Source organism: Modestobacter sp. VKM Ac-2985 (genome assembly GCF_026967925.1).
Taxonomy (GTDB): Bacteria; Actinomycetota; Actinomycetes; order Mycobacteriales; family Geodermatophilaceae; genus Modestobacter.
On sequence record NZ_JAPVBI010000002.1, the window covers coordinates 424,137 to 446,613 of the forward strand.

The following is a 22,477-nucleotide window of genomic DNA, read 5'->3' on the forward strand; positions in this document are numbered from 1 at the left end:
CCGGTGCAGAAACCGGGTGAAAAGCCTCCTATGCCTGGCACGCGGGACGTCGTCACGACCGTGCTCGGGTTCGCCCGCACGCTGCGGCACGCCGGCGTCGACGCCTCCCCCGACCGGGTGGAGGCGATGTTGGCCGCGGTGGCGCACCTCGACGTCCTGGACGCCACCTCCGTCTACTGGTCCGGCCGGCTGACGCTCTGCGCGAGCCCCGACGACCTCGAGCGCTACGACGCCGGGTTCGCCGCGTACTTCGGGGGCGAGGCGCCGCGGGCGCGGCGACCGTCCGGGGCGGAGGAGCAGCGGGTGGCCCAGTCCGCGCCGCTGCAGACCGGCGAGGGCAGTCAGGAGGGCGGGGAGCCCACCGAGCTCGCCACCCAGGCCAGCGGCGAGGAGGTGCTCCGGCACCGGGACGTCGCCGAGCTGACCGTCGCCGAACGCGACCAGCTGCGCCGGCTGTTCGCCCTGCTCGCCCCGGCCACCCCGATGCGCGCGTCGCGGCGCCGCAGCCCGTCGGCGCACGGCTCCATCCACCAGGCGCGCACGGTGCGGCGGGCGTTGCGTGACGGCGGGGAGATCACCCGGCTGGTGCACCACCGGGCCCGTCCGCGCCCGCGCCGGGTGGTGCTGCTGATCGACGTCTCCGGCTCGATGAGCCCGTACGCCGACGCGCTGCTGCGGTTCGCGCACGCCGCCGTCCGGGCCCGACCGGCCAGCACCGAGGTGTTCACCATCGGCACCCGGCTGACCCGGGTCACCCGGGAGCTGCGGCTGCGCGACCCGGACAAGGCGCTGGCCGCCAGCGGCTCGGCGATCCCCGACTGGTCCGGCGGCACCCGGATCGGCGAGGTGCTCAAGGCCTTCCTGGACCGCTGGGGCCAGCGCGGCACCGCCCGCGGCGCGATCGTGGTGGTCTGCAGCGACGGCTGGGAGCGCGGGGGCCCGGAGCTGCTCGGCGAGCAGATGGCCCGGCTGTCCCGGCTCGCGCACGCCGTCGTCTGGGTGAACCCGCACAAGGGCCGGGCCGGCTACGAGCCGCTGACCGGTGGGATGGTGGCCGCGCTGCCGTCGATCGACTGCTTCGTCGCCGGACACAGCCTGGCCGCCTTCGAGGAACTGGCCGGGGTGATCACGCGTGCCTAGAGCACTGCGAGGAGGAGGACCCGATGCGCGACGTTCTCGATGACCTGGTCGGGTGGTGGCAGGCGGGGGAGACCGTCGGCGTGGGCACCGTGGTGGGGACCTGGCGGTCCGCGCCGCGGCCGGCGGGCGCGTCGATGCTGGTCGGCCCGGACGGGACGGCGGTCGGCAGCGTCTCCGGTGGCTGCGTCGAGGGCGCGGTCTACGCCGAGGCGCAGGACGTCCTGGCCAGCGGGGAACCCACCCTGGAGCGGTACGGGGTGAGCGACGACGACGCCTTCGCCGTCGGGCTGACCTGCGGCGGGATCCTCGACGTCTACGTGGAGGCGATCTCCCGGGAGTCCTTCCCCGAGCTCGGTGACGTGGCCGCGTCGGTGGGCGCGCACGAGCCGGTCGCCGTCGTCACCTGCGTCAAGGGCCCGGTCGACCGGCTGGGCAAGCGGCTGGTGCTCTGGCCCGACCGCGCCTCGGGCACGCTCGGCCTCCAGCGGCTGGACGACGCCGTCGCCGACGACGCCCGCGGCATGCTCGCCGCCGGCCGGACGGCGACCCTCACCTACGGCCACGACGGTGAGCGGCGCGGCGACGAGCTGACCCTGTTCGTCTCCTCCTTCGCCCCGCCGGCCCGGATGGTCGTCTTCGGTGCGATCGACTTCGCCGCCGCCGTCGCCCGGGTGGGGTCCTTCCTCGGCTACCGGGTCACCGTCTGCGACGCCCGGCCGGTGTTCGCCACCGCCCGCCGCTTCCCGGACGCCGACGAGGTGGTCGTGGAGTGGCCGCACAAGTACCTGCAGGCGCAGGTGGACGCCGGGGCGATCGACGAGCGCACGGTGCTGTGCGTGCTCACCCACGACCCGAAGTTCGACGTCCCGCTGCTGGAGGTCGCGCTCCGGCTGCCGGTGGCCTACGTCGGCGCAATGGGATCGCGACGGACGCACACCGAACGACTCGCGCGGCTGTCCGAAGCGGGGCTGACCGAGGACGAACTGGTCCGTCTCGCCTCACCGATCGGGCTGGACCTGGGCGCCCGCACCCCGGAGGAGACCGCCGTCTCGATCGCCGCGGAGATCATCGCCGGCCGCTGGGGCGGCACCGGCGAGCGGCTGGCCGAGGTCGCCGGCCCCATCCACCGCACCGCCGACCGCTGACCGGACCACCACGACGGCCATGTCGGTGGTCCGGTCAGCGGGTCAGGGGTGGGACGGCGGCCAGGCGGGGGCGAGCTCGGCGAGGTCCCACCACAGGCCGGCCATCACCTGCAGCGACTCCCGGACCAGCCAGATCGGCAGGTGCTCGTCCGGGGCGTGCTGGGCGCAGCCCGGGTAGGAGTGCGGCACCCAGACCGTCGGCAGCCCGAGCACGTCGGCGAACGCGCCGTTGGGGAGCGACCCGCCCAGGTTGGGCAGCAGCGCCGGCCGGACGCCGGTGGTGCGCTCCAGCGAGGCCAGCGTCCAGGCCACCCAGGGGTCGTCGGGGTCGAGGCGGGTGGCGGCCATCGCGAGGTCCTGTCTGACCTCGACCGCACCGAAGCCGGCCGCGGCCAGGTGGGCGCGCACCTCGTCGGCCACCGAGCCGCCGTCCGTGCCGACCACGAACCGCAGCTGGCAGTGCGCCCGGGCCGACGGCGGGATCGCGCCGACCGGGGCCTCCGGGTCGCCCGCAGTCATCGCCAGCACCTCGAGGGTGTTCCAGCCGAACAGCCGCTCGCTCGGCGTCAGGCCCGGCTCCCCCCACTCCGGGTCGAGCGTGGGGGCGTCCGGCCCCTGGTCGACCGGGACGTCGGCCAGGGCGGCTCGCACCGACGGGGGCACCTCCGCCGGCCGCAGGGTCTCGACCAGCAGCCGGCCCCGGCCGTCGACCAGGCTGGCCAGCGCGTTGGCCAGCACCGTGGCCGGGTTGCTCAACACCCCGCCCCAGTTGCCGGAGTGGTGCGCCGCGGCCCGGGCCCGCACGGACAGCGTCAGGTTCACCGCGCCGCGGGTGCCGAGGAAGACGGTGGGCCGGTCGGCGGCGACCCGCGGGCCGTCCGAGCCGATCAGCAGGTCGGCGGCGAGCTCGTCGCGCAGCTGGTCGCAGATCTCGTCCAGGCCGGGGGAGCCGAACTCCTCGCCCATGTCCAGCAGCAGCGTGACGTTGTAGCCCAGCCGGCCGTCGCGCACGGCGAGCACCTGCTCCAGCGCGACCAGGTTGACGCTGTGCTGGCCCTTGTTGTCGGCGACCCCGCGGCCGTACCAGCGGTCTCCCTCGACCACGACCTGCCACGGGTCCAGCCCCGCGCGCCACTGCTCCGGGTGGGCGGGCTGCACGTCGCCGTGGCCGTAGGTGAGCACGGTCGGCAGCCCGGGGTCCTCGACCCGTCGCGCGACCAGGAACGGGTGGCGGGGGGAGACCGGGTTCTCCACGATCCGCGCGGTGAAGCCCAGCCGCTCGACGTCGGGCGCCAGCTCGTCGGTGAGGTAGGCCCGCAGGTCGTCGGCCCGCCCGGGATCGGCGCTCTCGGTGCGGAACGCGACCCGGCGCTCCAGGGTCTCGAGAAAGGCGCCGGAGTCGAAGGAGGCGGTCGCGGCGTCGAGGGCGGTCTGGCGGTCCACGCCCTCCACCGTGTGTCCCGGGTGGCCGCACGGCAAGCGCACGGCAGGATCGCCGCGTGGGCGAGGAGCTGGGGTACCGGTACGACGTCGAGGTGGTCGACCTGCTCGCCTCGCCCGCGCACCGCTGGGACGGCCGGCCCGACGCGGCCCTGGCCGACGGCGCGGTCGACCGGCGCGACCGGCTGGAGGTGCGCGCCGGGCACGGGATCGTGGGGGACCGCTACGCCGGCCGGCTCGCGCACCGGGACGCCTCGGTCACCGTGATCGCCGTCGAGGCCCTGGAGGCCCTGGAGGCGCTGGCCGGCGAGCTGGGCAGCGGCCCGCTGGACCCGCTCGCCACCCGGCGCAACGTCGTGCTGCGCGGCGCGGAGGTCGAGGCGCTGCGCGGGCAGCCGTTCAGCCTGGACGGCGTCCTGCTCGCCGGCGGTCGCCCGGCGAACCCGTGCGCGTGGCTGGACCTGGCGCTGGCCCCGGGCGCGCACCGCGGCCTGCGGGGCCGCGCCGGGATCCGCTGCGCGGCCCGCAGCGATGGCGTCCTGGTGCTCGGCCCGGCGGTGTTGCGCTCCGCCGTCCCGCTCGACCGGGCGCGCGCCGGGGTCGCCGTCCGCCCGGTCAACTCGACAGCGAGGGACCGCAGAGGTCGATGACCCGGTCGTAGGCGGCCTGCCGGGCGGCGGTAGGCGATGCGGGGGAGGTGGTCACTCGGAGCAAGGCCTCGATGCAGGGGCCCGCGGCGAGCTCGCGAGTCGTGGGGGGCATCGAGGTCCTTCGTCAGTCGAGCAGGGCGCGCACCGCCGCAGGTGCCTGGGAGGGGCGGTGCAGCTCCGCGGACCGGCCGCCACCGGCCGCGGCCAGCACCGCGCACGCCTCCGCCGAGCCCGGCTCAGCCGACAGCGCGAGCACGTGCAGCCGGGCCCCGGCGCGGGCCAGGGCCGCCGCTGCCGGGACCGGGTCGGGGCTGTCGGTGGGCATCCCGTCGGACAGCAGCAGCACGTCGCGGGCGGCGGTGCGGGTCCGGGCCAGCTGCTGGCCGGCCGTCCGGAGCGCCAGGTCCAGGTCCGTCGTCCCGCCGCCGCGCAGGTCGAACAGCCGGTCGACCACGACCTCCGGGCGCGCTGCCGCCGTCAGCGGCTGGAGCACCACCACGGTGGACCAGAACGCCACCACCGCCAGCTCGTCACCCGGCCGCATCCGCTGGGCCAGCGCCGAGGCCGTCAGGACGGCGGCCGCCAGCTCGTCCCCGGCGACGGAGCCCGACGCGTCGACGACGAGCACGCAGGCCCGGCCGGTCGCCCGCCAGCTGCGGGTGTGCAGGTGCTCGGCCCGCCAGTGCGGCTCCGCGCCTCGGGCGGCCAGGGTGGCGTCCAGGTCGATGTCGGCGCCGGTCGGGTCGCGGCGGGTGACCACCCGCCGGCTGCCTGCCCGGTCGGGTACGCCGGTGCGCGGGACCGTGACCGGCAACCGCGCGGCCAGCGTGCGGGCGGCAGCGCGCAACCGGGGGTCGAAGGCCCGGCCCAGGGCGGCCACCAGCCGGGCCGCCGCGTCGGGGTCCCGGCCGGTCAGGTCGGCCAGCGCCTCCTCGTCCAGCTGGCCGGCCTCCGGGCTGACCTGGGTGAACTCGGCGTGCGTGCGGGCCAGCTGGTCGCGGCTGGCGCCCCGGGCGCCCTGCCGGCGGAGCAGCTCGGCGACCTGGTCGGGGTCCTCCACCACTGACGGCGGCCCCGGGCGGGCACCCGGGGGTGCAGTGCCGGGCGGTGGCGGCGACCCCGGCCCCGGCTCGTCCCCCCGGGGCTCGTCCGCCTCGGGGGTCAGGGTTTTCCCAGCTCCTCACCGGCCTGTCGCCAGATGTCGGAGACGACGTCCTCGACCGGCCGGGTCAGCCCGTCCGAGACGGTGACCTTGCCGGTGAGCGCGGCCAGGGCGGCGTCCGCGCCGGTGCGCTCGTCCACCTCGGTGCTGCCGCGGACGACGGCGAGCTCCGTGGCGATCAGCACGGTGTCGATCGCGCCGCGCACCGAGGACCCGATGCGCAGTTCGGGGTGGTCGCGGGTGATCCGGACGGCCCGCACGGCGCGGTTCACCAGCGTGTCAGGGCTGCCGGTGGCCGCGGCGACGACGGCGCGCTCGGCGTCCTCGTCCTGGTAGCCCATCGCCACCCGGCAGGACCGGTCGTACAGCGCCGGGGTGATGCGTGCGGTGCCGACGGCGTCGAACGGGTTCATGGCCGCGACCAGCCGGAAGGTCGGGCGGGCCGGCACCCGGCCGAACCGCGGCACGTGCATCTCGCGCTCGGAGAGCACACCGAGCAGCACGTTCATCGTCTCCTCGGGCACCCGGTTGAACTCCTCGACGTAGAGGAGCGCGCCCTCGGTCATCGCCCGGGTGAGCGGGCCGGGCACGAAGTTCTCCGGGCGGTAGTCCTCGCTGAGCACCCGGGAAGCGTCGTGGTGGCCGACCAGCCGGGTCGGGGTCAGCTCGGCGTTGCCCTCGACCAGGACGAGCGGCACGCCGGTGCCGCTGGCGAGCGCGCGCAGCAGCGTCGTCTTCCCGGTGCCCGGTGGGCCCTCGAGGACGACGTTCCGCCCGGCCGACAGCGCCGCGGCGACCACCTCCGCCTCCCGGACCCGGGCGACGACCCGTTCCTGGGCGCTGCGGACCATCCCCACCGCGTCCAGCCGGGCAGCGTCGTGGCGGGCAGGCGCGGTGATGACGGGCTCCTCGTCGAGCGGGCGGGACGCCCCGGGGACCTGACGGTCCCCGGGGCCGGACAGCGAGGCGTCAGGAGTCGTAGACGATGACGCCGCGGATGTTCTTGCCCTCGTGCAGGTCCTCGTAGCCCTGGTTGATGTCGTCCAGCTTGTACCGCTTGGTGATCAGCTCGTCGAGCTTGATGTTGCCCTCCTGGTAGAGCCGCAGCATCTTCTGCATGTCGGAGCTGGGGTTCTGGTCCCCGAACAGGGCGCCGCGGATCTCTTTGGTGAACAGCGCCAGCATGCTGGGGTTGATCGGGATGCCGACGTCGGTGAGGTCGCCGAGTCCGGTCACGACGACCCGCCCGCCCTTGCCGATCGCCTCGAACGCCTGGGCGATGTGCTCGCCCTTCAGCACGCCGACGGTCACCAGCGCCTTGTCCGCGCCCTGCCCGTTGGTGACGCTGCGCGCGAAGTCAGCGGCCTCCTCGATGCTCGCGAACGTCTCGGTCGCGCCGAGCTCGCGGGCCTTCTCCAGCTTGAAGGGCACCGGGTCGACGGCGATGACGTGGCTGGCCCCGGCGTGTGCTGCGCCCTGGACGGCGTTGATGCCGATCCCGCCGACGCCCATCACGATGACCGTGTCGCCGGCCCGGACCTCGCCGGCCTGGACGGCGGTGCCCCAGCCGGTGCCGACGCCGCACCCGACGAGGCAGGCGACGTCGAGCGGGATGCTCTTGTCGATCTTGACGGTCGAACGGATGTCCACCGTGGTGATCTCGGCGAAGGTGCCCAGCCCGCACATCTGCCCGACGTCCTCGCCGTCGGAGGTCTTGACCCGGAAGCTCGACGCGTCGTCCCACCGCGAGCCGACGAGCAGGTTGGCGCCGGAGTCGCAGATGTACTGCTGACCGTTGGCGCAGTAGCGGCACCGGCCGCAGCCGGGCAGGAACGAGAAGACGACGTGGTCGCCCTCCTCGTAGTCCTTCACGCCCGGGCCGACCTTGGTGACCACGCCTGCGCCCTCGTGGCCGCCGAGGAAGGGGTACTTGCCCACCTGCATGTCGCCGGTGGCGATGTGGTCGTCGGAGTGGCACAGCCCGGAGGCGGCCAGCTTGACCTGGAGCTCGCCGGCCTGCGGGTCATCGACGACCAGGTCGGTGACCTCCCACTTGCCGGGGGCGGAACGCATGATCGCGCCGCGGGTGTTGACAGGCACAGGGTCCTCCTCGTCGCCCTCGACGATGAGGGCCTTGGTGGCGTGCGCAGCTGCGCAGTCCGATCGCACGCTATGGCACAGATCACAGCTGGCGGAAGACCAGTGCAACGTTGCCGGTCGTCCGTGCAACGGTCCCGCGTGGCGGGTGGGCGGGCGCTGCTCGGATGAGCACCGCCCTCCCCCGGCGCTCAAGGAGCTCCCGTGCCCTCCCCCGTCGGTGCCGCGACGGCCGGCTACGGGGCGGCCCTGGTCGCCGCGCCCGCCGCCCTCTTGCGGCCCGCCGGCTCGCCACCGGCGCCCAGGTGTGCCCGACCAGGGCGGCGGTGCCCGAACCGGCGACCGACCGGGCCCACTGGGTGGTCCTACGCCGCCGCCCGTCGAGGTCGGGGCGTCGGGACCGCGGACCGCAGGGGTGGCGGGCGACCATGCTGTGCGTCACAGTGCAGCAGCATCCGCACGGCACCCGTTGGTGCGGACTCTGCCGACGAGAGGCGTCAACGTGGACAACCTCGCTGTGCTCAGCCTGCTGGCGCTGCTGCCGATCGTGGTGGTGGGCGTGCTGCTGGCCGGGCTGCGGTGGCCCGCCAAGCGGGCCATGCCGATCGGCTTCGTGGTGGTGGTCCTCGTTGCCCTGTTCGTCTGGGAGATGAGCCCCACCGCGGTCGCCGCGTCAGCGGTGCAGGGGCTGCTGCTGGCCCTGACGCTGCTCTACATCGTCTTCGGCGCGCTGCTGCTGCTGGAGACGCTCACCAAGAGCGGCGCGATGGCGACCATCCGCGCCGGGTTCACCAGCATCAGCCCCGACCGCCGGGTCCAGGCGATCATCATCGGCTGGCTGTTCGGCAGCTTCATCGAGGGCGCGTCCGGGTTCGGCACCCCCGCCGCCGTCGTCGCCCCGCTGCTGCTGGCGCTGGGCTTCCCGGCCATGGCCGCGGTCATGGTGGGCCTGATCATCCAGAGCACGCCGGTGAGCTTCGGCGCCGTCGGCACGCCGATCCTGGTCGGCGTCAGCGGTGGGCTGAGCGGGGCGGACGCCGTGGACGAGCGGACGTCGGTGCTGGGCATCCAGTTCCCCGAGTTCCTCGACCGGATCGGCTTCCAGGTCGCCGCCATCCACGGCACCATCGGCACGCTCATCCCGCTGATCCTCGCCTGCATGCTGTGCGGCTTCTTCGGCGAGCGGAAGCGGTTCGCCGACGGCCTGGCGATCTGGCCGTTCGCGCTGTTCGCCGCCTTCGCCATGACCATCCCGTCGGTGACCGTCGCCGCGGTGCTCGGCCCGGAGTTCCCGTCCCTGCTCGGTGGCCTGATCGGCCTGGTCGTCGTGATGTTCGCGTCCAGCCGCGGCTTCCTGATGCCGAAGAAGATCTGGGACTTCCCGCCCCGGCAGCGGTGGGCGACCAACTGGATGGGCAGCCTCTCCCCGGAGGACGAGAAGGACGTCGCCGGCAAGAAGATGAGCATCGGGCTGGCCTGGACGCCGTACGTCATCGTCGCCGTCCTGCTGGTGCTGAGCCGGACCATCGACCCGATCACCGAGTTCCTGACCACCGGCTGGCGGGTCGTCACCGTCGACGACATCTTCGGCACCGGCATCGCCCAGGCGCTGCAGGTCGTCTACCTGCCGGGCTTCCTGTTCATCCTCACCTGCCTGATCACCTACGCCATCCACCGGATGCGGCCGGCCGACATCGCCGCGTCGTGGAAGGTGGCCGGCAGCCAGCTGGCCGGTGCGGCGGTGGCGCTGCTGTTCGCGCTGCCGCTGGTCCGGGTGTTCATCAACTCCGGGGCCGACTTCAACGACTCCGGGCTGGCGTCGATGCCGCTGACCCTGGCCGAGGGGGCGGCGTCGATCGCCGGTGGGGCGTGGCCCGCGTTCGCGCCGTGGATCGGCGCGCTGGGTGCGTTCGTCGCCGGCAGCAACACGGTCAGCAACCTGATGTTCTCGCTCTTCCAGTTCTCCACCGCCGAGCAGATCGGGGTGACCCCGGAGACCGTCGTCGCCACCCAGGCAGTCGGCGGCGCGGCCGGGAACATGATCACGGTGCACAACATCGTGGCGGCGTCGGCCACCGTCGGCCTGATCGGGCGGGAGGGCGACCTGATCCGCAAGACCGTCCTGCCGACGATCTACTACTGCCTGATGGCCGGTGGGATCTCGCTGGTGCTGATCTACGGGTTCGGGGCCAACCTGAGCACGCTGTGGCTCGCCGTGCTGCTGGTCGCGCTCGCGGCGCTGATCATCGCGATGCGGCGGTCGCCCGGGAAGCCGAACAACGAGCTCGTCGACACGGCCGGGTCGCCCGCGGACAGTCCCACGACCGGTGGGGCGCCCGGCGACGGCCGGGACCAGACGGACATGGTCCCGGACCCCAACGCCACCCGCGACGACCGCTGATCGACGGACACCCCGCCCTCGCCGGGGCGGGGTGTCAGTCGGGCAGGACGACGTCCAGGGTGAGCAGCTCGTGGGCGACCGTGCCCGTGCCGCTGAGCCCGGCCAGCGCGGCGGTGCCGGAACCGGCGACCACCCGGGCCCACGGGGTGGTGGCCACGCCTTCGCCCATCTCGGCGCCGTGCTCGAGCACGAAGCTGCCCCGCCGGCCGGCCAGCGCGCCGGTGATCCGCTCCTGCGCGACGTAGGAGGCGCCGCGCTCGCCCTGGGTGGTGAGCACGTGGCCGGTGGCCGAGCCGGTGAGGTCCTCGCCCTCATAGGTCTTCGCGAGCACGACCCTCCCGGTGGCCGGCGCACCGGGCTCGGCGGGCTCCGGGTCACCGACCGCGTCCCAGGTGTCGATGGTGAACGGCGCGGTCAGGTGCAGGTCCATGCCGTGCATCCTGGCCCGCGGCCCGCCGGCTGTCCCAGGATCGGGCCACGGGCAGACTCATCCCCGTGACGGTCGTGGTGGTCGGTGCCGGGCCGGTCGGGGTGACGGCGGCGCTGCTGCTGGCCCGCCGGGGCGTCGACGTCCTGGTGCTGGACCGGCACTCGGCCGCCTACCCGCAGCCGCGGGCGGTGCACTTGGACGACGAGTCGCTGCGGGTGCTGCAGGCGGCCGGCGTCGCCGAGGCGTTCGCCGCGGTCAGCCGGCCGATGGCCGGGCTGCGCCTGCTGGACGGCGAGCACCGCACGCTCGTGGAGTTCGGGCGCGGGAACGGCGAGCACGGCTGGCCGCAGGCGTCGATGTTCAGCCAGCCCGACCTGGAGGCGGTGCTGCGCGACGCCCTGGCCGCCGAGCCCCGGGCCCAGCTGCGCGGCGGGGTCGAGGTGTTGCACGTGGAACAACCCGGACCGGTCCGTCTCACCGTCCGCGACCGGGCCACCGGTGTCGAGGAGGAGCTGGTCGCCGACGCCGTGCTGGGCTGCGACGGGGCGAACAGCGCGGTGCGCCGGCTGATCGGGGCGTGGATGCACGACCTCGGCCCTGCCGAGCGCTGGCTGGTGGTCGACCTGGCCGCCGACGCCCCGCTGGACGTCTGGCCCGGCGTGCACCAGGTCTGCGACCCGGTCCGCCCGGCCACGTTCATGCCGATCGCCGGTGATCGCTACCGCGCGGAGTTCCGGCTCGCCGCGGGGGAGTCGGCTGCCGACCTCGACCTGCCGGCGCTGCTCGCCCGCTTCGGCGCGCAGGGGTGCGCCGTCGTCCGCACCGCGGAGTACACCTATGCCGCGCAGGTGGCCGACCGCTGGCGGGACCGCCGGGTGCTGCTCTGCGGCGACGCCGCCCACCTGACCCCGCCGTTCATCGGCCAAGGCCTCGGGCTGGGGCTGCGAGACGTGCACCAGCTGACCTGGAAGCTGGCGGCGGTGCTGGACGGCGCGGACGACGCGCTGCTGGACACCCACCAGGCCGAGCGGGCACCGCACGCGCGGGCGCTGATCCGGGTCGCGGTGCTGCTCGGCCGGCTGATGACCGGCGGGGGCGACCGGGCGGCACTGGTGCGCCGGGCGGTGCTGACCGGGGTGCGCCGGCTGCCGCGGCTGGCCGCCTTCGCCGCCGCCAGCCGGACGCCGCCGCTGCGTCGTGGCCCGCTGGTGCGCCGGCCGCTTCTCGCGCCGGGCTCGCCGGTCGGATCGCTCCTACCGCAGCCCCCGGTCGCGGGCGCCCAGCGGCTGGACGACCTGTTCGGCCCCGGCTGGGCGGTGCTCAGCGCCGGCGGTCCGGTGCCCATGGACTGGCCGGGCCCCGTGCTGCGGGCCGACCGGCTCGGCTCGCCGGAGCTGGTCCGCTGGCTCGGTGGGCGGTCGGTCCTGGTGCGCCCGGACCGGATCGTGGCTGCCGCCTCCCGCGGCTAGCGTGGCCGGGTGAGCTTCGACGTCGCAGCACTCCGCGCCCACTTCCCCGCCCTGACCGACGGCGCCGCGCACTTCGACGGCCCCGGCGGCTCGCAGACCCCCGACGTCGTCGCGCAGGCGGTCGCCGCCACGATGACCCAGCCGATGGCCAACCGCGGCTCGGTCACCCAGGCGGAGCGCAACGCCGACGCGGTGGTGCGGGAGGCTCGGCAGGCGGTCGCCGACCTGACCGGCGGCGATCCGGGCGGCGTGGTCTTCGGGCGCAGCGCCACCGCGCTGACCTACGACCTGTCCCGGGTGCTGTCCGCCGGCTGGGTGCCCGGCGACGAGGTCGTGGTGACCCGGCTGGACCACGACGCCAACATCCGCCCCTGGGTGCAGGCCGCCGAGGCCCGGGGCGCCACCGTGCGCTGGGCTGACTTCGACCCGGCCACCGGCGAGCTCGACCCCGCGACCGTCGGGGCCCTGCTGTCCGACCGCACCCGGCTGATCGCCGTCACCGGCGCCTCCAACCTGATCGGCACCCGGCCCGACGTCGCCGCGATCGCCGCGCTGGCGCACGAGATCGGCGCGCTGACCTGGGTGGACGGCGTGCACCTGACCGCGCACGCGCCGGTCGACGTCACCGCGCTGGGGGCGGACTTCCTCGTCTGCTCGCCGTACAAGTTCCTCGGCCCGCACTGCGGCTGCCTGGTCGCCGCACCGGAGCTGCTGGAGACGCTGCACCCGGACAAGCTGCTGCCCTCCAGCAACGCCGTCCCGGAGCGGTTCGAGCTGGGCACGCTCCCCTACGAGCTGCTCGCCGGCACCACGGCGGCGATCGACCTGCTCGCCGCCCAGGCCGGCCCCGAGGGCGACCGCCGCAGCCGGCTGGTGGCCGCGATGGCCGCTGTCGAGCAGCACGAGGACCGGCTGCGGGACCGGATCGAGGACGGCGTCCGGGCGCTGCCCGGGGTGACGCTGTGGTCCCGGGCGGCCCGGCGCACCCCCACCCTGCTGCTGACCTTCGCCGACCGCGAGGCAGCCGAGGCGTACCGCTTCCTGGCCGAGCGCGGTGTCAACGCCCCGGCCGGCTCGTTCTACGCGCTCGAGGCGAGCCGTCACCTGGGGCTGGGCGACACCGGTGGTCTGCGGGTCGGGCTCGCCCCCTACAGCGACGACGCCGACGTCGACCGGCTGCTCGCCGGGCTGCGGGAGTTCACCGCGGGCTGAGTCGCGTCAGCGGGCCTCGGCGATCCGCTTGATCGCGGCCAAGGTCGCCGGGATGCTCTCGTGCGCGGACCGGGTGCGGTCCTCGATCTGCGCCTGCGCGTCGGCGCCGTACCGCTCGGCGAAGAACTGCTGCCCGGCGGGGAGGAACTCCCAGGACTCGGTCAGCCGGGTGCCACCCTCGACCGGCTCCATGGTGAAGCCCCACCGCACCAGCTTCCCGCCGACCAGGAACGCGAACTCCCGGCCCGGCTCGGCGGCCACCACCTGGCTGCGGGTCTCCCAGGTGCGCCCGGGCACCTCGTTGTGCCCGGTGAACCAGGCGCCCACCTCCGCGGAATGCCCCTCGTCCCACCAGCAGGAGGTGCAGATGGGGCTCCACTCGCCGGTCCGGGTCACGTCGGACACGAGGTCGTAGAGCGCCTCCGGGGACGAGCGGACGACGACGGAGCCGGCGTGGGTGAGGCTGTCCATCCGGGCATCCTCGCAGCGGGCGGCCGGCGGGACGACGCCGGTCGGCCGAGGGGACACAGACCCGTCGGCGAACGGACGGGTGCATCCGGAACCGGCGGGTACCGGGGGACCACGCAGACCGGGGTGGTCGCCCTCCTCGGTCACCGACCGCGTCCGCACGCTGCCGATCCGAGGAGCCCCACGATGGCCCGCAACACCCTGTCCCGTTCCCTGCACGACGTCGGCCTCGCCGCCTGGTTCGGCGGCACGCTGGCCAACGCCGTCGCGCTGAACCCGGCCTCCGGCGAGGCGGGCAGCGCCCGCGGCACCGGCGCCGTCGCCAACGCCGGCTGGGACCGGTGGACGCCGGTCAACGCCGCGGCCATCGGGGCGCACCTGATCGGCAGCATCGGCCAGCTGCAGGCGAACAAGCAGCGCGTCGCCCAGCAGCAGGGTGTGAAGGCCATGTCGGCGGCCAAGACGGCGCTGACGGCGGCTGCGCTCGGCGTCACCGCCTACAGCCGGCTGCTCGGCAAGATCGTCGACCAGGGTGGCGCCACCCCGTCCAAGCGCGCCACCAGGCCCTCCAAGCGGGCCCGCGGCGAGGTCGCGGCCGCGCAGCTGCGACTGGACCAGCTGCAGTGGGTGATCCCGGCCATCACCGGGGCGCTCGTCGTCGTCAGCTCCTACGCGGGGGAGCAGCAGCGCCCGTCCGAGGTGCTGCGCGGCGTCACCGTGGAGCCCGCGACCGTCTGAGTCGAGCCGGGGGCGGGAGCAGCTCGGCTGCCCCACGCCCCCGGCCGCCCGGTCAGCCGGGCAGGCGCAGGGACGGGAAGCCGGCGGCCAGCTCGTCGAAGGCCTGGTGCAGCGCGGCGCCCAGGGTGATCTCGCCGTCGGCCAGCCACAGCTCGAACGCCGTCGTCGCCGCGGCCCGGGTGCTGGTCGCGACGAGCCGCGGCACCAGCGTGTCCGGCGCGACCCCGGTCCGTCGCGCCACGTGGGCGGCGACGACCCGGTCGACGTCGGCGTAGCGCAGCTGCGAGTGCGCCAGCAGCGCCGGCTCGGTCAGGATCAGCCGCATCCGCTGGCGGAGCATCGGCAGGTCGGCCGCGGCGTAGTCGTTGACCTCGACGTACGCGGCGTAGACGGAGGCGAGCACCGGCTGGTCGGCCGCAGCGGCGGCGAGCATCCCCTCCAGCCGGACGACGTGGCCGTCGAACTGGCCCCAGACCGCGTCGGCCTTGGTGCTGCAGTACCGGAAGAAGGTGCGCCGGCTGATGCCGGCGGCGTCGGCCACCTCGTCGATGGTGACCGCCTCGAACCCCTGGGCGGTGAACAGGTCGAGGGCGGCCTGTTCGATCCGGGCGCGGGTCTCCTCGCGGGCGTCGGCCGCGACCATCGTCTCGGTCACGGCCTCCATCCTGCCCCTCTGCGGCGCGGTGACCGCCCGGCGCCGCGCTCGCCGGCCGCAGCCCTTGCCGGTGGCACTGGGTGTCACCTACGGTCTGCCGAGTCAGGTCCGTGACCCAGCTCACCCGGAGGAACCGTGCCCGAGACGACGCAGGACGAGCTCACCGTCGAGACCCCCGCGGCCGCCGAGGAGGTGCTCGTCGAGGAGTCCCTCGTGGAAGAGGTCTCCATCGACGGCATGTGCGGCGTCTACTGATCCCCGCCCGATGACCTCGCCGGCTCCGGTCCCCGCCGTGACCGACCCAGTGGTGTTCGACCCGGAGCTGCCCTGGCAGCGTGCCCGGTCGGTGGCGCTGCGGCCGGAGCCCTTCGGGGCGCTGGTGTACCACTTCGGCACCCGGAAGCTGTCCTTCCTGAAGTCGAAGACGCTGGTCCGGGTCGTGGAGACCCTCGCCGACCACCCCACCGCCACGGCCGCGCTCCTCGCCTGCGAGGTGCCGGAGTCCCAGCGCGCCAGCTACGTGAAGGCGCTGGGCGACCTGGCCCGGTCGCAGATGATCGAGACGAGGACCTGATGACCGCCGTCCTGCCCGAGCGCCCGGCCCGCCCGACCGGTGGGCGGTTGATCGACCAGTTCGAGTACGGCCTGGACGCCCCGATCTGCCTGACCTGGGAGCTCACCTACGCCTGCAACCTGGCGTGCGTGCACTGCCTGTCCTCCTCCGGGCGCCGGGACCCCCGGGAGCTGTCCACCGCCGAGGCGGAGGCGGTGATCGACGAGCTGCAGCGGATGCAGGTCTTCTACGTCAACGTCGGCGGCGGCGAGCCCACGGTGCGGCCGGACTTCTGGCACCTGCTGGACTACGCGATCGGGCACGACGTCGGGGTGAAGTTCTCCACCAACGGCGTGAAGCTGGACAAGGCCCGGGCCGCGCAGCTGGCCCGCACCGACTACGTCGACGTGCAGATCTCCCTGGACGGCGCCACCGCGGAGGTCAACGACCGGGTCCGCGGCGCCGGCTCGTTCGCCACCGCCACGAAGGCGCTGGAGAACCTGGCCGAGGCGGGGATGAAGGACTTCAAGGTCTCCGTCGTCGTCACCCGGGAGAACGCCGGGCAGCTGGACGAGTTCAAGGCGCTCACCGACTCCTTCGGCGCCCAGCTGCGGATCACCCGGCTGCGGCCCTCAGGCCGCGGGGCCGACGTCTGGGAGCAGCTGCACCCCACGATGGCCCAGCAGAAGGACCTGTACTCCTGGCTCCTGGCCAACGGCGACAACGTGCTCACCGGCGACTCGTTCTTCCACCTGTCCGCGTTCGGTGAGGCCCTGCCGGGGCTGAACCTGTGCGGCGCGGGCCGGGTCGTCTGCCTGATCGACCCGGTCGGTGACGTCTACGCCTGCCCGTTCGCCATCCACGAGGACTTCCTGGCCGGCAACGTGCGCTCCCCCGGCGGGTTCCAGCAGGTCTGGCAGCAGTCGGAGCTCTTCGCCGACCTGCGCAGCCCGCAGACCGGCGGCGCCTGCACCAAGTGCCAGCACTTCGACTCCTGCCGCGGCGGCTGCATGGCGGCGAAGTTCTTCACCGGCCTGCCGCTGGACGGGCCCGACCCCGAGTGCGTGCAGGGCTACGGGGAGAGCGCGCTGGCCGCCCGCGACACCGAGCTGGTCACGCCCAGGAGCCACCTCGACCACTCCCACACCGGCCCGGTGCGCGGTCAGCCCACGCTGCTGGGCATGCCCGCGATCCCGCCCGCCAAGATCTGCGACGAGTCCCCGCTGGCCGGGCTGCAGCTCGGCTGACCGCACGATCCGGCGACCGCGCCGGGCCCCACGAACTCGACCCCGTTCCGGGGCCGGGGATCGATCCCCCGCCCGATGCGGCGAGAGACCGGATCCGAGACGACGACGTCTGAGGAGAAGGACGATGGGAAAGCTCGAGGGAAAGGTCGCCTTCATCACCGGTGCGGCGCGCGGCCAGGGCCGCAGCCACGCCATCCGGCTGGCGCAGGAGGGCGCTGACGTGATCGCCGTCGACCTGTGCGAGCAGATCGACTCGGTGGCCTACGACATGGCGACGCCGGAGGACCTCCAGCAGACGGTCAAGGAGGTGGAGGCGCTCGACCGGCGGATCGTCGCCAGCCGAGCCGACGTCCGCGACCGGGGTGCGCTGGACGCGGCGGTCCGTGACGGGGTCGCCCAGCTGGGGCGGGTGGACATCGTGCTGGCGAACGCGGGCATCGCGCCGATGGGCGAGGGCAGCGAGACTCCCCAGGCCTGGCAGGACGTCATCGACGTCAACCTCACCGGGGTCTGGAACACCGTGCAGGCGGCCGTCCCGACGATGATCGAGCAGGGGGACGGCGGGGCGATCGTGATCACCAGCTCCACCGCGGGGCTCAAGGGGATCGGCGGGGACAGCCCGGGTGGGCAGGGCTACACGGCGGCCAAGCACGGCGTGGTCGGGCTGATGCGCACCTTCGCCAACACCCTGGCCCAGCACCGGATCCGGGTGAACACCGTGCACCCGACCGGGGTCAACACCCCGATGGTCGTCAACCCGGTGATGGAGAAGTGGCTGGCCGAGGACCCCTCGATCGCCGGCGCCCTCTCCAACCTGCTGCCGGTGGAGATGATCGAGGCGGTCGACATCTCCAACGCGATCCTGTTCCTGGTGTCCGACGACGGCCGCTACGTCACCGGGGTGACCCTGCCCGTCGATGCCGGGATCCTCGCCAAGTGACCGGCGACGAGGGACCGGGCGACGCCGGCTGCACCGTCGAGTGAGTCGTCGCCGGGCGGCGGCACCGCCGCCCGGCGACCCCGGAACGGGAGGGCGCATGGCCACGCACGAGGACGACGACCGGTTCGTCACCGGCCGCCGGGTCACCGGGGACGACGGCGCCTCGGTCCGGGCGGTGCGGGCGCGGGTCGCCCGGCACCTGGTCGGCCGGGCGCGCGAGCTGGACCTGCTGCTGGCCGCGGTGGCCGCCGGGCGTGACGTCCTGCTCGAGGGGCCACCCGGCACCTCGAAGTCCACGCTGTTGCGCGCGATCACGGCGGAGTGGGGCATCCCGCTCGTCTTCGTCGAGGGCAACGCCGACCTGACACCCACGCGGCTGGTCGGGCACCACGACCCGGCCCGGGTGCTGCGGGAGGACTACTCCCCCGACAACTTCGTCCCCGGCCCGCTGGTCGATGCCATGCGGACCGGCGGCTTCCTCTACCTGGAGGAGTTCAACCGCGCCCCCGAGGACACCCTCAACACCCTGCTCACCGCCATGGCCGAGCGCCGCCTCGCCGTCCCGCGGGTGGGTGTCATCGAGGCGCTGCCCAGCTTCCGGGTGATCGCCTCGATGAACCCCTACGACAACGTGGGCACGACCCGGCTGTCGACGTCGGTGCACGACCGGCTGTGCCGACTCGCGGTGGACTACCAGGACGCCGAGGCCGAGCGCGGGATCGTCGGCCGGCGTACCGGGCTCGAGTCCCCGCGACTGGTCGCCGACGCGGTGGCGCTGACCCGGTCGACGCGCGAACGGGAGGACGTGCGCCAGGGCAGCAGCGTCCGCGGTGCCATCGACACCGCACTGGTCGCCGCGCAGCTGGCCGCGATGCGCGGGGTGCCGCTGCCCGACGAGCCGTCGGTCGCGCCGCCCCGGTGGCTGTCGGAGGAGTACACCGCCGTCGTCCTGGACGCGGTCCTGCTGGCGCTGTCCGGGCGGATCTTCCTCGACGAGACGCTGGAGACCACCCCCGAGGCGGTGCTCCGGGAGATCTGGGAGGACCACTTCCTGCTGCAGCCGGCCGCCGCCGACCCGGGTTGAAGAGCCGTCGAGGCCGACTCGCCGGTCACCCGTCGGGACCGTCCGGGAGCGGGCGGCCGGCGAGCCGCGCAGCCGCTGCGCCGCAAGCCCAAGCAGCTCATCGAGCAGCCGTCGCTGTACGAGCCGGCGCGCGGCGGGGGAGGGCTGGCGCTCTCCTCCGGCGACCGGCGGCGGTACCGGACCGGTCCGTCCGGGGCGGGGGGCACGGCGTCGGGCACCACCGACGAGCCGGCCGAGCTGATCGCGTTGGCGGACCTGGCTGCCGAGGGGACCGCGGGGGGCATCGACCAGCTGACCCGCCGGCGCGCGCGGCAGATCGCCCGGCGCCTGGCCGTGCCGCTCCCGCCGCGGGACCGCCGGACGAGACGTGGGGCCGGGGAGCTGGCCAGCACCCCGTGGCGCGCCGGGTCCGACGAGCTGGACCTCGAGCGCACGCTCGAGGCGATCGCCGGGGACCCGTACCCGGAGGCGACCGACATCGTCGTCCGGGAGCGGGTCCGGCAGCGACGCTCGGTGGTGCTGGTGGTCGACGTGTCCGGGTCGATGCGGGGTGAACGGGTCCGGACGGCCGCGGCCACGGTCGGCGCCCTGGCCGGGGAGCTGTCCCGGGACGCCCTGGCCGTGGTCGCCTTCTGGTCCGATGCGGCCGTCCTGGTGCGGCGGGGTGAGCCGGTCGCACCGCTCGCCGTCCTCGACCTGTTGTTGCGGGTGCCCACCCAGGGGCTGACCAACGTGACCTTCGCGCTGGAGACGGCGGCGCGGCAACTGGCCGGGGTGCCGCAGCGGGATGCGCGGGTCCTGCTGCTCAGCGACTGCGTGCACAACGCCGGCCCCGACCCGCGGCTCGTCGCCGCCCGGCTGCCCCGGCTGGACGTCCTGCTGGACACCTCCGGAGAGGTCGACGTGGAGCTCGGCCGTGACCTGGTCCGAGCCGGTCGGGGCCGGCTGCGGCTGGTCCGCGACCACCGCGACGCGGCGGCCGCGCTCAGCGCCTTCTTCCGGGACTGAGCGGCGCCGGGTTCAGCGGACCGGGGCGACCAGGCCCGGGGCGTCGGCCTGGTACGGCAGCAGGTCGGCGACGGTGAGCAGGGCGAAGAACGCGGCGAGGACGGCGACGGTGAGCATCAGGACCTCCAGGGGTGGGCGGACCTCCACGGTCCGCCCGGCCCCTGGACGCCGGCGGTGCGCTCGCTGTGCGCCTGCTGGCAGGCCCGGTCAGAGCGCGACGGTCTCGTTCTCCCCGCCGGAGTAGGGCTGCCCGGTGACCTTGGCCTTGGCGAAGCTGAAGACGCTGGCCAGCCGGCCGCCGGGGGAGTCCCAGTACTCGGCGGAGGCGGCGTCCACCCGGAGCAGCACCACGTCGGGGTCCTCGGGGCCGTTCGGGAACCAGGCCTCGACCACGGGGTTCCACAGCTGCTGCTTCCTCGCCAGGTCGTCGAACACCACGGCGTGCCCGGTCAGCGAGACCCAGCTGTCGCTGCCGGAGGTGGCCACGTTGACCTGCGGGTTGGCGGTGACCTGGGCGACCTTGCGGGAGCTCCGGCTGGCGAAGAACCACAGGTCGCCGTCGAACTCGACCTGCTGCATGGACATCGGCCGGCTCATCAGCGTGCCGTCGGGGGTGATCGTGGTGAACACGGCGATCCGCTCGTCCTTCAGCAGCTCCGCGACCTTGCGGGTGTCGGCAGCGCGCGTGTCCTCAGCGCGGGTGTCCTCAGTGGTCATGCGGCTGCCCTGCCCGCTGGGGCGGCCGGTGACACCTGCGGTCTGGCAGGGTGCCCAGCCGTGGGCGACGGCGTGCGGCTGACCGAGGCGACCTGGCCCGACCTGGAGGGTCACCCCCTGCTCGTGGTCCCGCTCGGGTCGGTCGAGCAGCACGGCCGGCACCTGCCGCTCACCACCGACACCGCGGTCGCGCAGGCGGTGGCGGAGGCCGCCGTCGCGGAGCTGGACGGCGCGGTGCTTGCTCCTCCCCTCGCCTACGGCGCCAGCGGTGAGCACGAGGGGTTCCCCGGCACGATCTCGATCGGCACCGCGGCGCTGACCACCGTGCTGGTGGAGTACGGCCGTTCGGCCGGCCGCTGGGCGGGTCGGCTGCTCGTGGTCAACGGGCACGGCGGCAACCTCGACGCCCTGCGGGCGGCGGTGCCGCAGCTGCGGGCCGAGGGCCGGGACGTCGTCTGGTTCCCGTGCGGCGTGGCCGGGGGCGATGCCCACGCCGGGCGCACCGAGACGTCACTGATGTTGCACGTGGAACCTGCCGGGGTCCGGGTGGAGCTCGCCGCCGCGGGGGAGACCGCGCCGATCGCGGAGCTGCTGCCCCGGCTGCGGGCGGAGGGCGTGCGCGCGGTGAGCCCGGACGGCGTCCTCGGCGACCCCGCCGGTGCGTCGGCGGCCGAGGGGGCGGAGCTGGTGCGCTCGCTCGCCGGGCGGCTGGTGACCGCCGTCCGGGCCTGGGACGCCGACGCCGCCGGGCGGCTCCTGGGCTGAGCCAGGGCCGCCCGGCGGCGCCGGTGCGATCAGGTGGTGCTGCGGTCGGGTGGTGCGGGATCAGCCGAGTGCGTCGGCGAACTGCGGGACGGCGTTCTCCAGGGCGTACTGGATGCCCGGGGCCGTGCCGCTGGAGAAGGCGCTGGTCAGCGTCTCGTCGTCGAGCACCACGGCGTTGCCGGCCTGCACGGACGGGATCGCCTGCCACAGCGGGTTGTCGGTGATCTCGCTGGCCTCGACGAAGATCGGGAACGCGACGGTGAGGCCGGCGTCCAGCAGCGGGAGCTGCTCGTCGCTGACCGGCACGTAGAAGCTGTCGGTGGCCAGCTCCTCGATGGCCGGCTTGTTCACGAAGCCGAGCTGCTCCATGAAGTCGACCCGCGAGTCGCCGCGGACGTAGGCGCCGAAGCCCTCGGAGGTGTAGGCGGCCACGGCCACCTCGGTGCCGTCGAACTCGGGGTTCGCGGCGGCGGCGTCGGTGAAGGCCTGGTCGACCTCGGCCTCGAGCTCGTCGGCCTCCTCCTCCCGGCCCAGCGCCTGGCCGACCAGCTCGAGCTGCTGCTGCCAGGAGGTCTGGTACTGCTCGACGCCCTCGGGCTGGCCGATGGTCGGCGCGATCTGGCTGAGCGCGTCGTAGCGCTCCTGCGTGGCGTCGGACCGGGTGTCCAGGATCAGGTCGGGGTCCAGCGCGGCGATCGCCTCGATGCTGGGCTCCAGCGTCTCGATGATCTCCGGGGCCTCGTCGTACAGCCCCTCGGCCCACGGGCCCACGCCCTCGCCGCCGAAGCCGAGCCAGTCGCTCGCGCCGACCGGCTGGACGCCGAGCGCCAGCGCCGTCTCGGCGTCGCCCCAACCGAGGGCGACGACCCGGGTCGGCTCCTCCTCGACGGTCACGTCGCCGAAGGCGGTCTCGACGGTGACGGGGAAGGCGTCCGACGAACCGGTCGCAGGTGCCGTGCCCTCGGCGGTGGTGTCATCGCCGGAGTCGGAGCCGCAGCTGGTGATGACGAGCGCGGCGGCCAGCAGGGCGGTGCCGCGGAGGGTGGAACGGGACATGCGAGCTCCTTCGGTGGGTCAGGTGAGGCTGACCTAAGCACATCGAGGTCACGGTCCGGTCACCGTTGGCCGAGACCGCGGCGGGTCATCGGGACGTGCT

General features: G+C 74.6%; 23 protein-coding genes. 14 read left to right on the forward strand and 9 right to left on the reverse strand.

Annotation, left to right across the window (positions count from 1 at the left end; genetic code table 11):
* Positions 1–30: 30 nt before the first annotated feature.
* Both O2V61_RS11215 and O2V61_RS11220 read left to right on the forward strand, forming a co-directional pair.
* Positions 31–1,140: a vWA domain-containing protein gene (locus tag O2V61_RS11215; RefSeq protein ID WP_269183389.1), complete on the forward strand. Its 1,110-nt coding sequence runs from the start codon at positions 31–33 to the stop codon at positions 1,138–1,140.
* A 23-nt stretch (positions 1,141–1,163) separates the two neighbouring features.
* A complete protein-coding gene (locus O2V61_RS11220; RefSeq protein WP_269183390.1) occupies positions 1,164–2,285 on the forward strand; it encodes an XdhC family protein in 1,122 nt (373 codons plus the stop codon).
* Between the two features lie 42 nt (positions 2,286–2,327).
* Here O2V61_RS11220 and O2V61_RS11225 read toward each other — a convergent pair whose 3' ends face one another.
* Entirely contained in the window at positions 2,328–3,728 is a 1,401-nt protein-coding gene (locus O2V61_RS11225) for a M20 family metallopeptidase (RefSeq protein ID WP_269183391.1), read from the reverse strand.
* A 56-nt stretch (positions 3,729–3,784) separates the two neighbouring features.
* Here O2V61_RS11225 and O2V61_RS11230 point away from each other — a divergent pair, with 56 nt between their 5' ends.
* Positions 3,785–4,375 (forward strand): MOSC domain-containing protein, encoded by a 591-nt coding sequence (locus O2V61_RS11230; protein WP_269183392.1) that lies wholly within the window; start codon positions 3,785–3,787, stop codon positions 4,373–4,375.
* 124 nt (positions 4,376–4,499) lie between these two features.
* Here O2V61_RS11230 and O2V61_RS11235 read toward each other — a convergent pair whose 3' ends face one another.
* The 3 genes from O2V61_RS11235 to O2V61_RS11245 all read right to left on the reverse strand — a co-directional run bounded on the left by O2V61_RS11235 (position 4,500) and on the right by O2V61_RS11245 (position 7,637).
* Positions 4,500–5,435 (reverse strand): vWA domain-containing protein, encoded by a 936-nt coding sequence (locus O2V61_RS11235; RefSeq protein ID WP_269183393.1) that lies wholly within the window; start codon positions 5,433–5,435, stop codon positions 4,500–4,502.
* Positions 5,436–5,536: 101 nt separating this feature from the next.
* Complete coding sequence (locus tag O2V61_RS11240; protein WP_269183394.1) at positions 5,537–6,388, reverse strand: AAA family ATPase; 852 nt, start codon at positions 6,386–6,388, stop codon at positions 5,537–5,539.
* A 118-nt stretch (positions 6,389–6,506) separates the two neighbouring features.
* A complete protein-coding gene (locus O2V61_RS11245; RefSeq protein WP_269183395.1) occupies positions 6,507–7,637 on the reverse strand; it encodes an NDMA-dependent alcohol dehydrogenase in 1,131 nt (376 codons plus the stop codon).
* 499 nt (positions 7,638–8,136) lie between these two features.
* On the opposite strand from O2V61_RS11245, the gene O2V61_RS11250 reads away from it, so the two are divergent.
* On the forward strand, positions 8,137–10,035 hold the full coding sequence (locus tag O2V61_RS11250) for an L-lactate permease (RefSeq protein ID WP_269183396.1): 1,899 nt from the start codon (positions 8,137–8,139) through the stop codon (positions 10,033–10,035).
* 34 nt (positions 10,036–10,069) lie between these two features.
* Here the strand turns inward: O2V61_RS11250 and O2V61_RS11255 are convergent, their stop codons facing one another.
* Positions 10,070–10,465 (reverse strand): DUF3224 domain-containing protein, encoded by a 396-nt coding sequence (locus O2V61_RS11255; protein WP_269183397.1) that lies wholly within the window; start codon positions 10,463–10,465, stop codon positions 10,070–10,072.
* Positions 10,466–10,530: 65 nt separating this feature from the next.
* Here O2V61_RS11255 and O2V61_RS11260 point away from each other — a divergent pair, with 65 nt between their 5' ends.
* Together O2V61_RS11260 and O2V61_RS11265 are read left to right on the forward strand one after the other, a co-directional pair.
* A complete protein-coding gene (locus O2V61_RS11260; protein WP_269183398.1) occupies positions 10,531–11,934 on the forward strand; it encodes a bifunctional 3-(3-hydroxy-phenyl)propionate/3-hydroxycinnamic acid hydroxylase in 1,404 nt (467 codons plus the stop codon).
* A 9-nt stretch (positions 11,935–11,943) separates the two neighbouring features.
* A complete protein-coding gene (locus O2V61_RS11265) occupies positions 11,944–13,146 on the forward strand; it encodes a cysteine desulfurase-like protein (RefSeq protein WP_269183399.1) in 1,203 nt (400 codons plus the stop codon).
* 6 nt (positions 13,147–13,152) lie between these two features.
* Here the strand turns inward: O2V61_RS11265 and O2V61_RS11270 are convergent, their stop codons facing one another.
* Positions 13,153–13,617, reverse strand: a complete 465-nt coding sequence (locus O2V61_RS11270; RefSeq protein ID WP_269183400.1) for an SRPBCC family protein — start codon at positions 13,615–13,617, stop codon at positions 13,153–13,155.
* Positions 13,618–13,800: 183 nt separating this feature from the next.
* Here O2V61_RS11270 and O2V61_RS11275 point away from each other — a divergent pair, with 183 nt between their 5' ends.
* Complete coding sequence (locus tag O2V61_RS11275) at positions 13,801–14,352, forward strand: hypothetical protein (RefSeq protein ID WP_269183401.1); 552 nt, start codon at positions 13,801–13,803, stop codon at positions 14,350–14,352.
* Between the two features lie 52 nt (positions 14,353–14,404).
* Here O2V61_RS11275 and mftR read toward each other — a convergent pair whose 3' ends face one another.
* A complete protein-coding gene (gene mftR / locus O2V61_RS11280; RefSeq protein ID WP_442929174.1) occupies positions 14,405–15,007 on the reverse strand; it encodes a mycofactocin system transcriptional regulator in 603 nt (200 codons plus the stop codon).
* A gap of 135 nt (positions 15,008–15,142) precedes the next feature.
* Between mftR and mftA the strand changes: the two genes are divergently transcribed.
* From mftA to O2V61_RS11310, 6 genes are all read left to right on the forward strand, one after another.
* Complete coding sequence (gene mftA / locus O2V61_RS11285) at positions 15,143–15,262, forward strand: mycofactocin precursor MftA (RefSeq protein WP_269157864.1); 120 nt, start codon at positions 15,143–15,145, stop codon at positions 15,260–15,262.
* 37 nt (positions 15,263–15,299) lie between these two features.
* A complete protein-coding gene (gene mftB / locus O2V61_RS11290) occupies positions 15,300–15,581 on the forward strand; it encodes a mycofactocin biosynthesis chaperone MftB (protein ID WP_269183403.1) in 282 nt (93 codons plus the stop codon).
* On the forward strand, positions 15,581–16,807 hold the full coding sequence (mftC, locus tag O2V61_RS11295) for a mycofactocin radical SAM maturase (RefSeq protein WP_269183404.1): 1,227 nt from the start codon (positions 15,581–15,583) through the stop codon (positions 16,805–16,807). The genes mftB and mftC overlap by 1 nt, the downstream gene beginning before the upstream one ends.
* A 124-nt stretch (positions 16,808–16,931) precedes the next feature.
* Complete coding sequence (locus O2V61_RS11300) at positions 16,932–17,747, forward strand: mycofactocin-coupled SDR family oxidoreductase (protein ID WP_269183405.1); 816 nt, start codon at positions 16,932–16,934, stop codon at positions 17,745–17,747.
* 97 nt (positions 17,748–17,844) lie between these two features.
* Positions 17,845–18,831 carry an AAA family ATPase gene (locus O2V61_RS11305; RefSeq protein WP_269183406.1) on the forward strand — a complete coding sequence of 329 codons (987 nt, stop codon included), beginning with the start codon at positions 17,845–17,847 and terminating at the stop codon, positions 18,829–18,831.
* Between the two features lie 246 nt (positions 18,832–19,077).
* Positions 19,078–19,839 carry a vWA domain-containing protein gene (locus O2V61_RS11310; protein WP_269183407.1) on the forward strand — a complete coding sequence of 254 codons (762 nt, stop codon included), beginning with the start codon at positions 19,078–19,080 and terminating at the stop codon, positions 19,837–19,839.
* 207 nt (positions 19,840–20,046) lie between these two features.
* Here O2V61_RS11310 and O2V61_RS11315 read toward each other — a convergent pair whose 3' ends face one another.
* The gene (locus tag O2V61_RS11315; protein ID WP_269183408.1) at positions 20,047–20,556 is read right to left on the reverse strand and encodes a pyridoxamine 5'-phosphate oxidase family protein; all 510 of its coding nucleotides are present in this window, start codon (positions 20,554–20,556) and stop codon (positions 20,047–20,049) included.
* Positions 20,557–20,616: 60 nt separating this feature from the next.
* Here O2V61_RS11315 and mftE point away from each other — a divergent pair, with 60 nt between their 5' ends.
* Positions 20,617–21,321, forward strand: a complete 705-nt coding sequence (mftE, locus tag O2V61_RS11320) for a mycofactocin biosynthesis peptidyl-dipeptidase MftE (protein WP_269183409.1) — start codon at positions 20,617–20,619, stop codon at positions 21,319–21,321.
* 60 nt (positions 21,322–21,381) lie between these two features.
* On the opposite strand, the gene O2V61_RS11325 is transcribed toward mftE, so the two are convergent.
* On the reverse strand, positions 21,382–22,377 hold the full coding sequence (locus O2V61_RS11325; protein ID WP_269183410.1) for an iron-siderophore ABC transporter substrate-binding protein: 996 nt from the start codon (positions 22,375–22,377) through the stop codon (positions 21,382–21,384).
* Between the last annotated feature and the right edge of the window lie 100 nt (positions 22,378–22,477).

Bases quoted from the DNA above. Each gene is read 5' to 3' on its own strand.
- O2V61_RS11215 (WP_269183389.1), top strand. From the start codon at position 31: ATGCCTGGCACGCGGGACGTCGTCACGACCGTGCTCGGGTTCGCCCGC.
- O2V61_RS11220 (WP_269183390.1), top strand. From the start codon at position 1,164: ATGCGCGACGTTCTCGATGACCTGGTCGGGTGGTGGCAGGCGGGGGAG.
- O2V61_RS11240 (WP_269183394.1), bottom strand. From the start codon at position 6,388: ATGGTCCGCAGCGCCCAGGAACGGGTCGTCGCCCGGGTCCGGGAGGCG.
- O2V61_RS11255 (WP_269183397.1), bottom strand. From the start codon at position 10,465: ATGGACCTGCACCTGACCGCGCCGTTCACCATCGACACCTGGGACGCG.
- O2V61_RS11270 (WP_269183400.1), bottom strand. From the start codon at position 13,617: ATGGACAGCCTCACCCACGCCGGCTCCGTCGTCGTCCGCTCGTCCCCG.
- O2V61_RS11275 (WP_269183401.1), top strand. From the start codon at position 13,801: ATGGCCCGCAACACCCTGTCCCGTTCCCTGCACGACGTCGGCCTCGCC.
- mftC (WP_269183404.1), top strand. From the start codon at position 15,581: ATGACCGCCGTCCTGCCCGAGCGCCCGGCCCGCCCGACCGGTGGGCGG.
- O2V61_RS11300 (WP_269183405.1), top strand. From the start codon at position 16,932: ATGGGAAAGCTCGAGGGAAAGGTCGCCTTCATCACCGGTGCGGCGCGC.
- O2V61_RS11305 (WP_269183406.1), top strand. From the start codon at position 17,845: ATGGCCACGCACGAGGACGACGACCGGTTCGTCACCGGCCGCCGGGTC.
- O2V61_RS11315 (WP_269183408.1), bottom strand. From the start codon at position 20,556: ATGACCACTGAGGACACCCGCGCTGAGGACACGCGCGCTGCCGACACC.
- O2V61_RS11325 (WP_269183410.1), bottom strand. From the start codon at position 22,377: ATGTCCCGTTCCACCCTCCGCGGCACCGCCCTGCTGGCCGCCGCGCTC.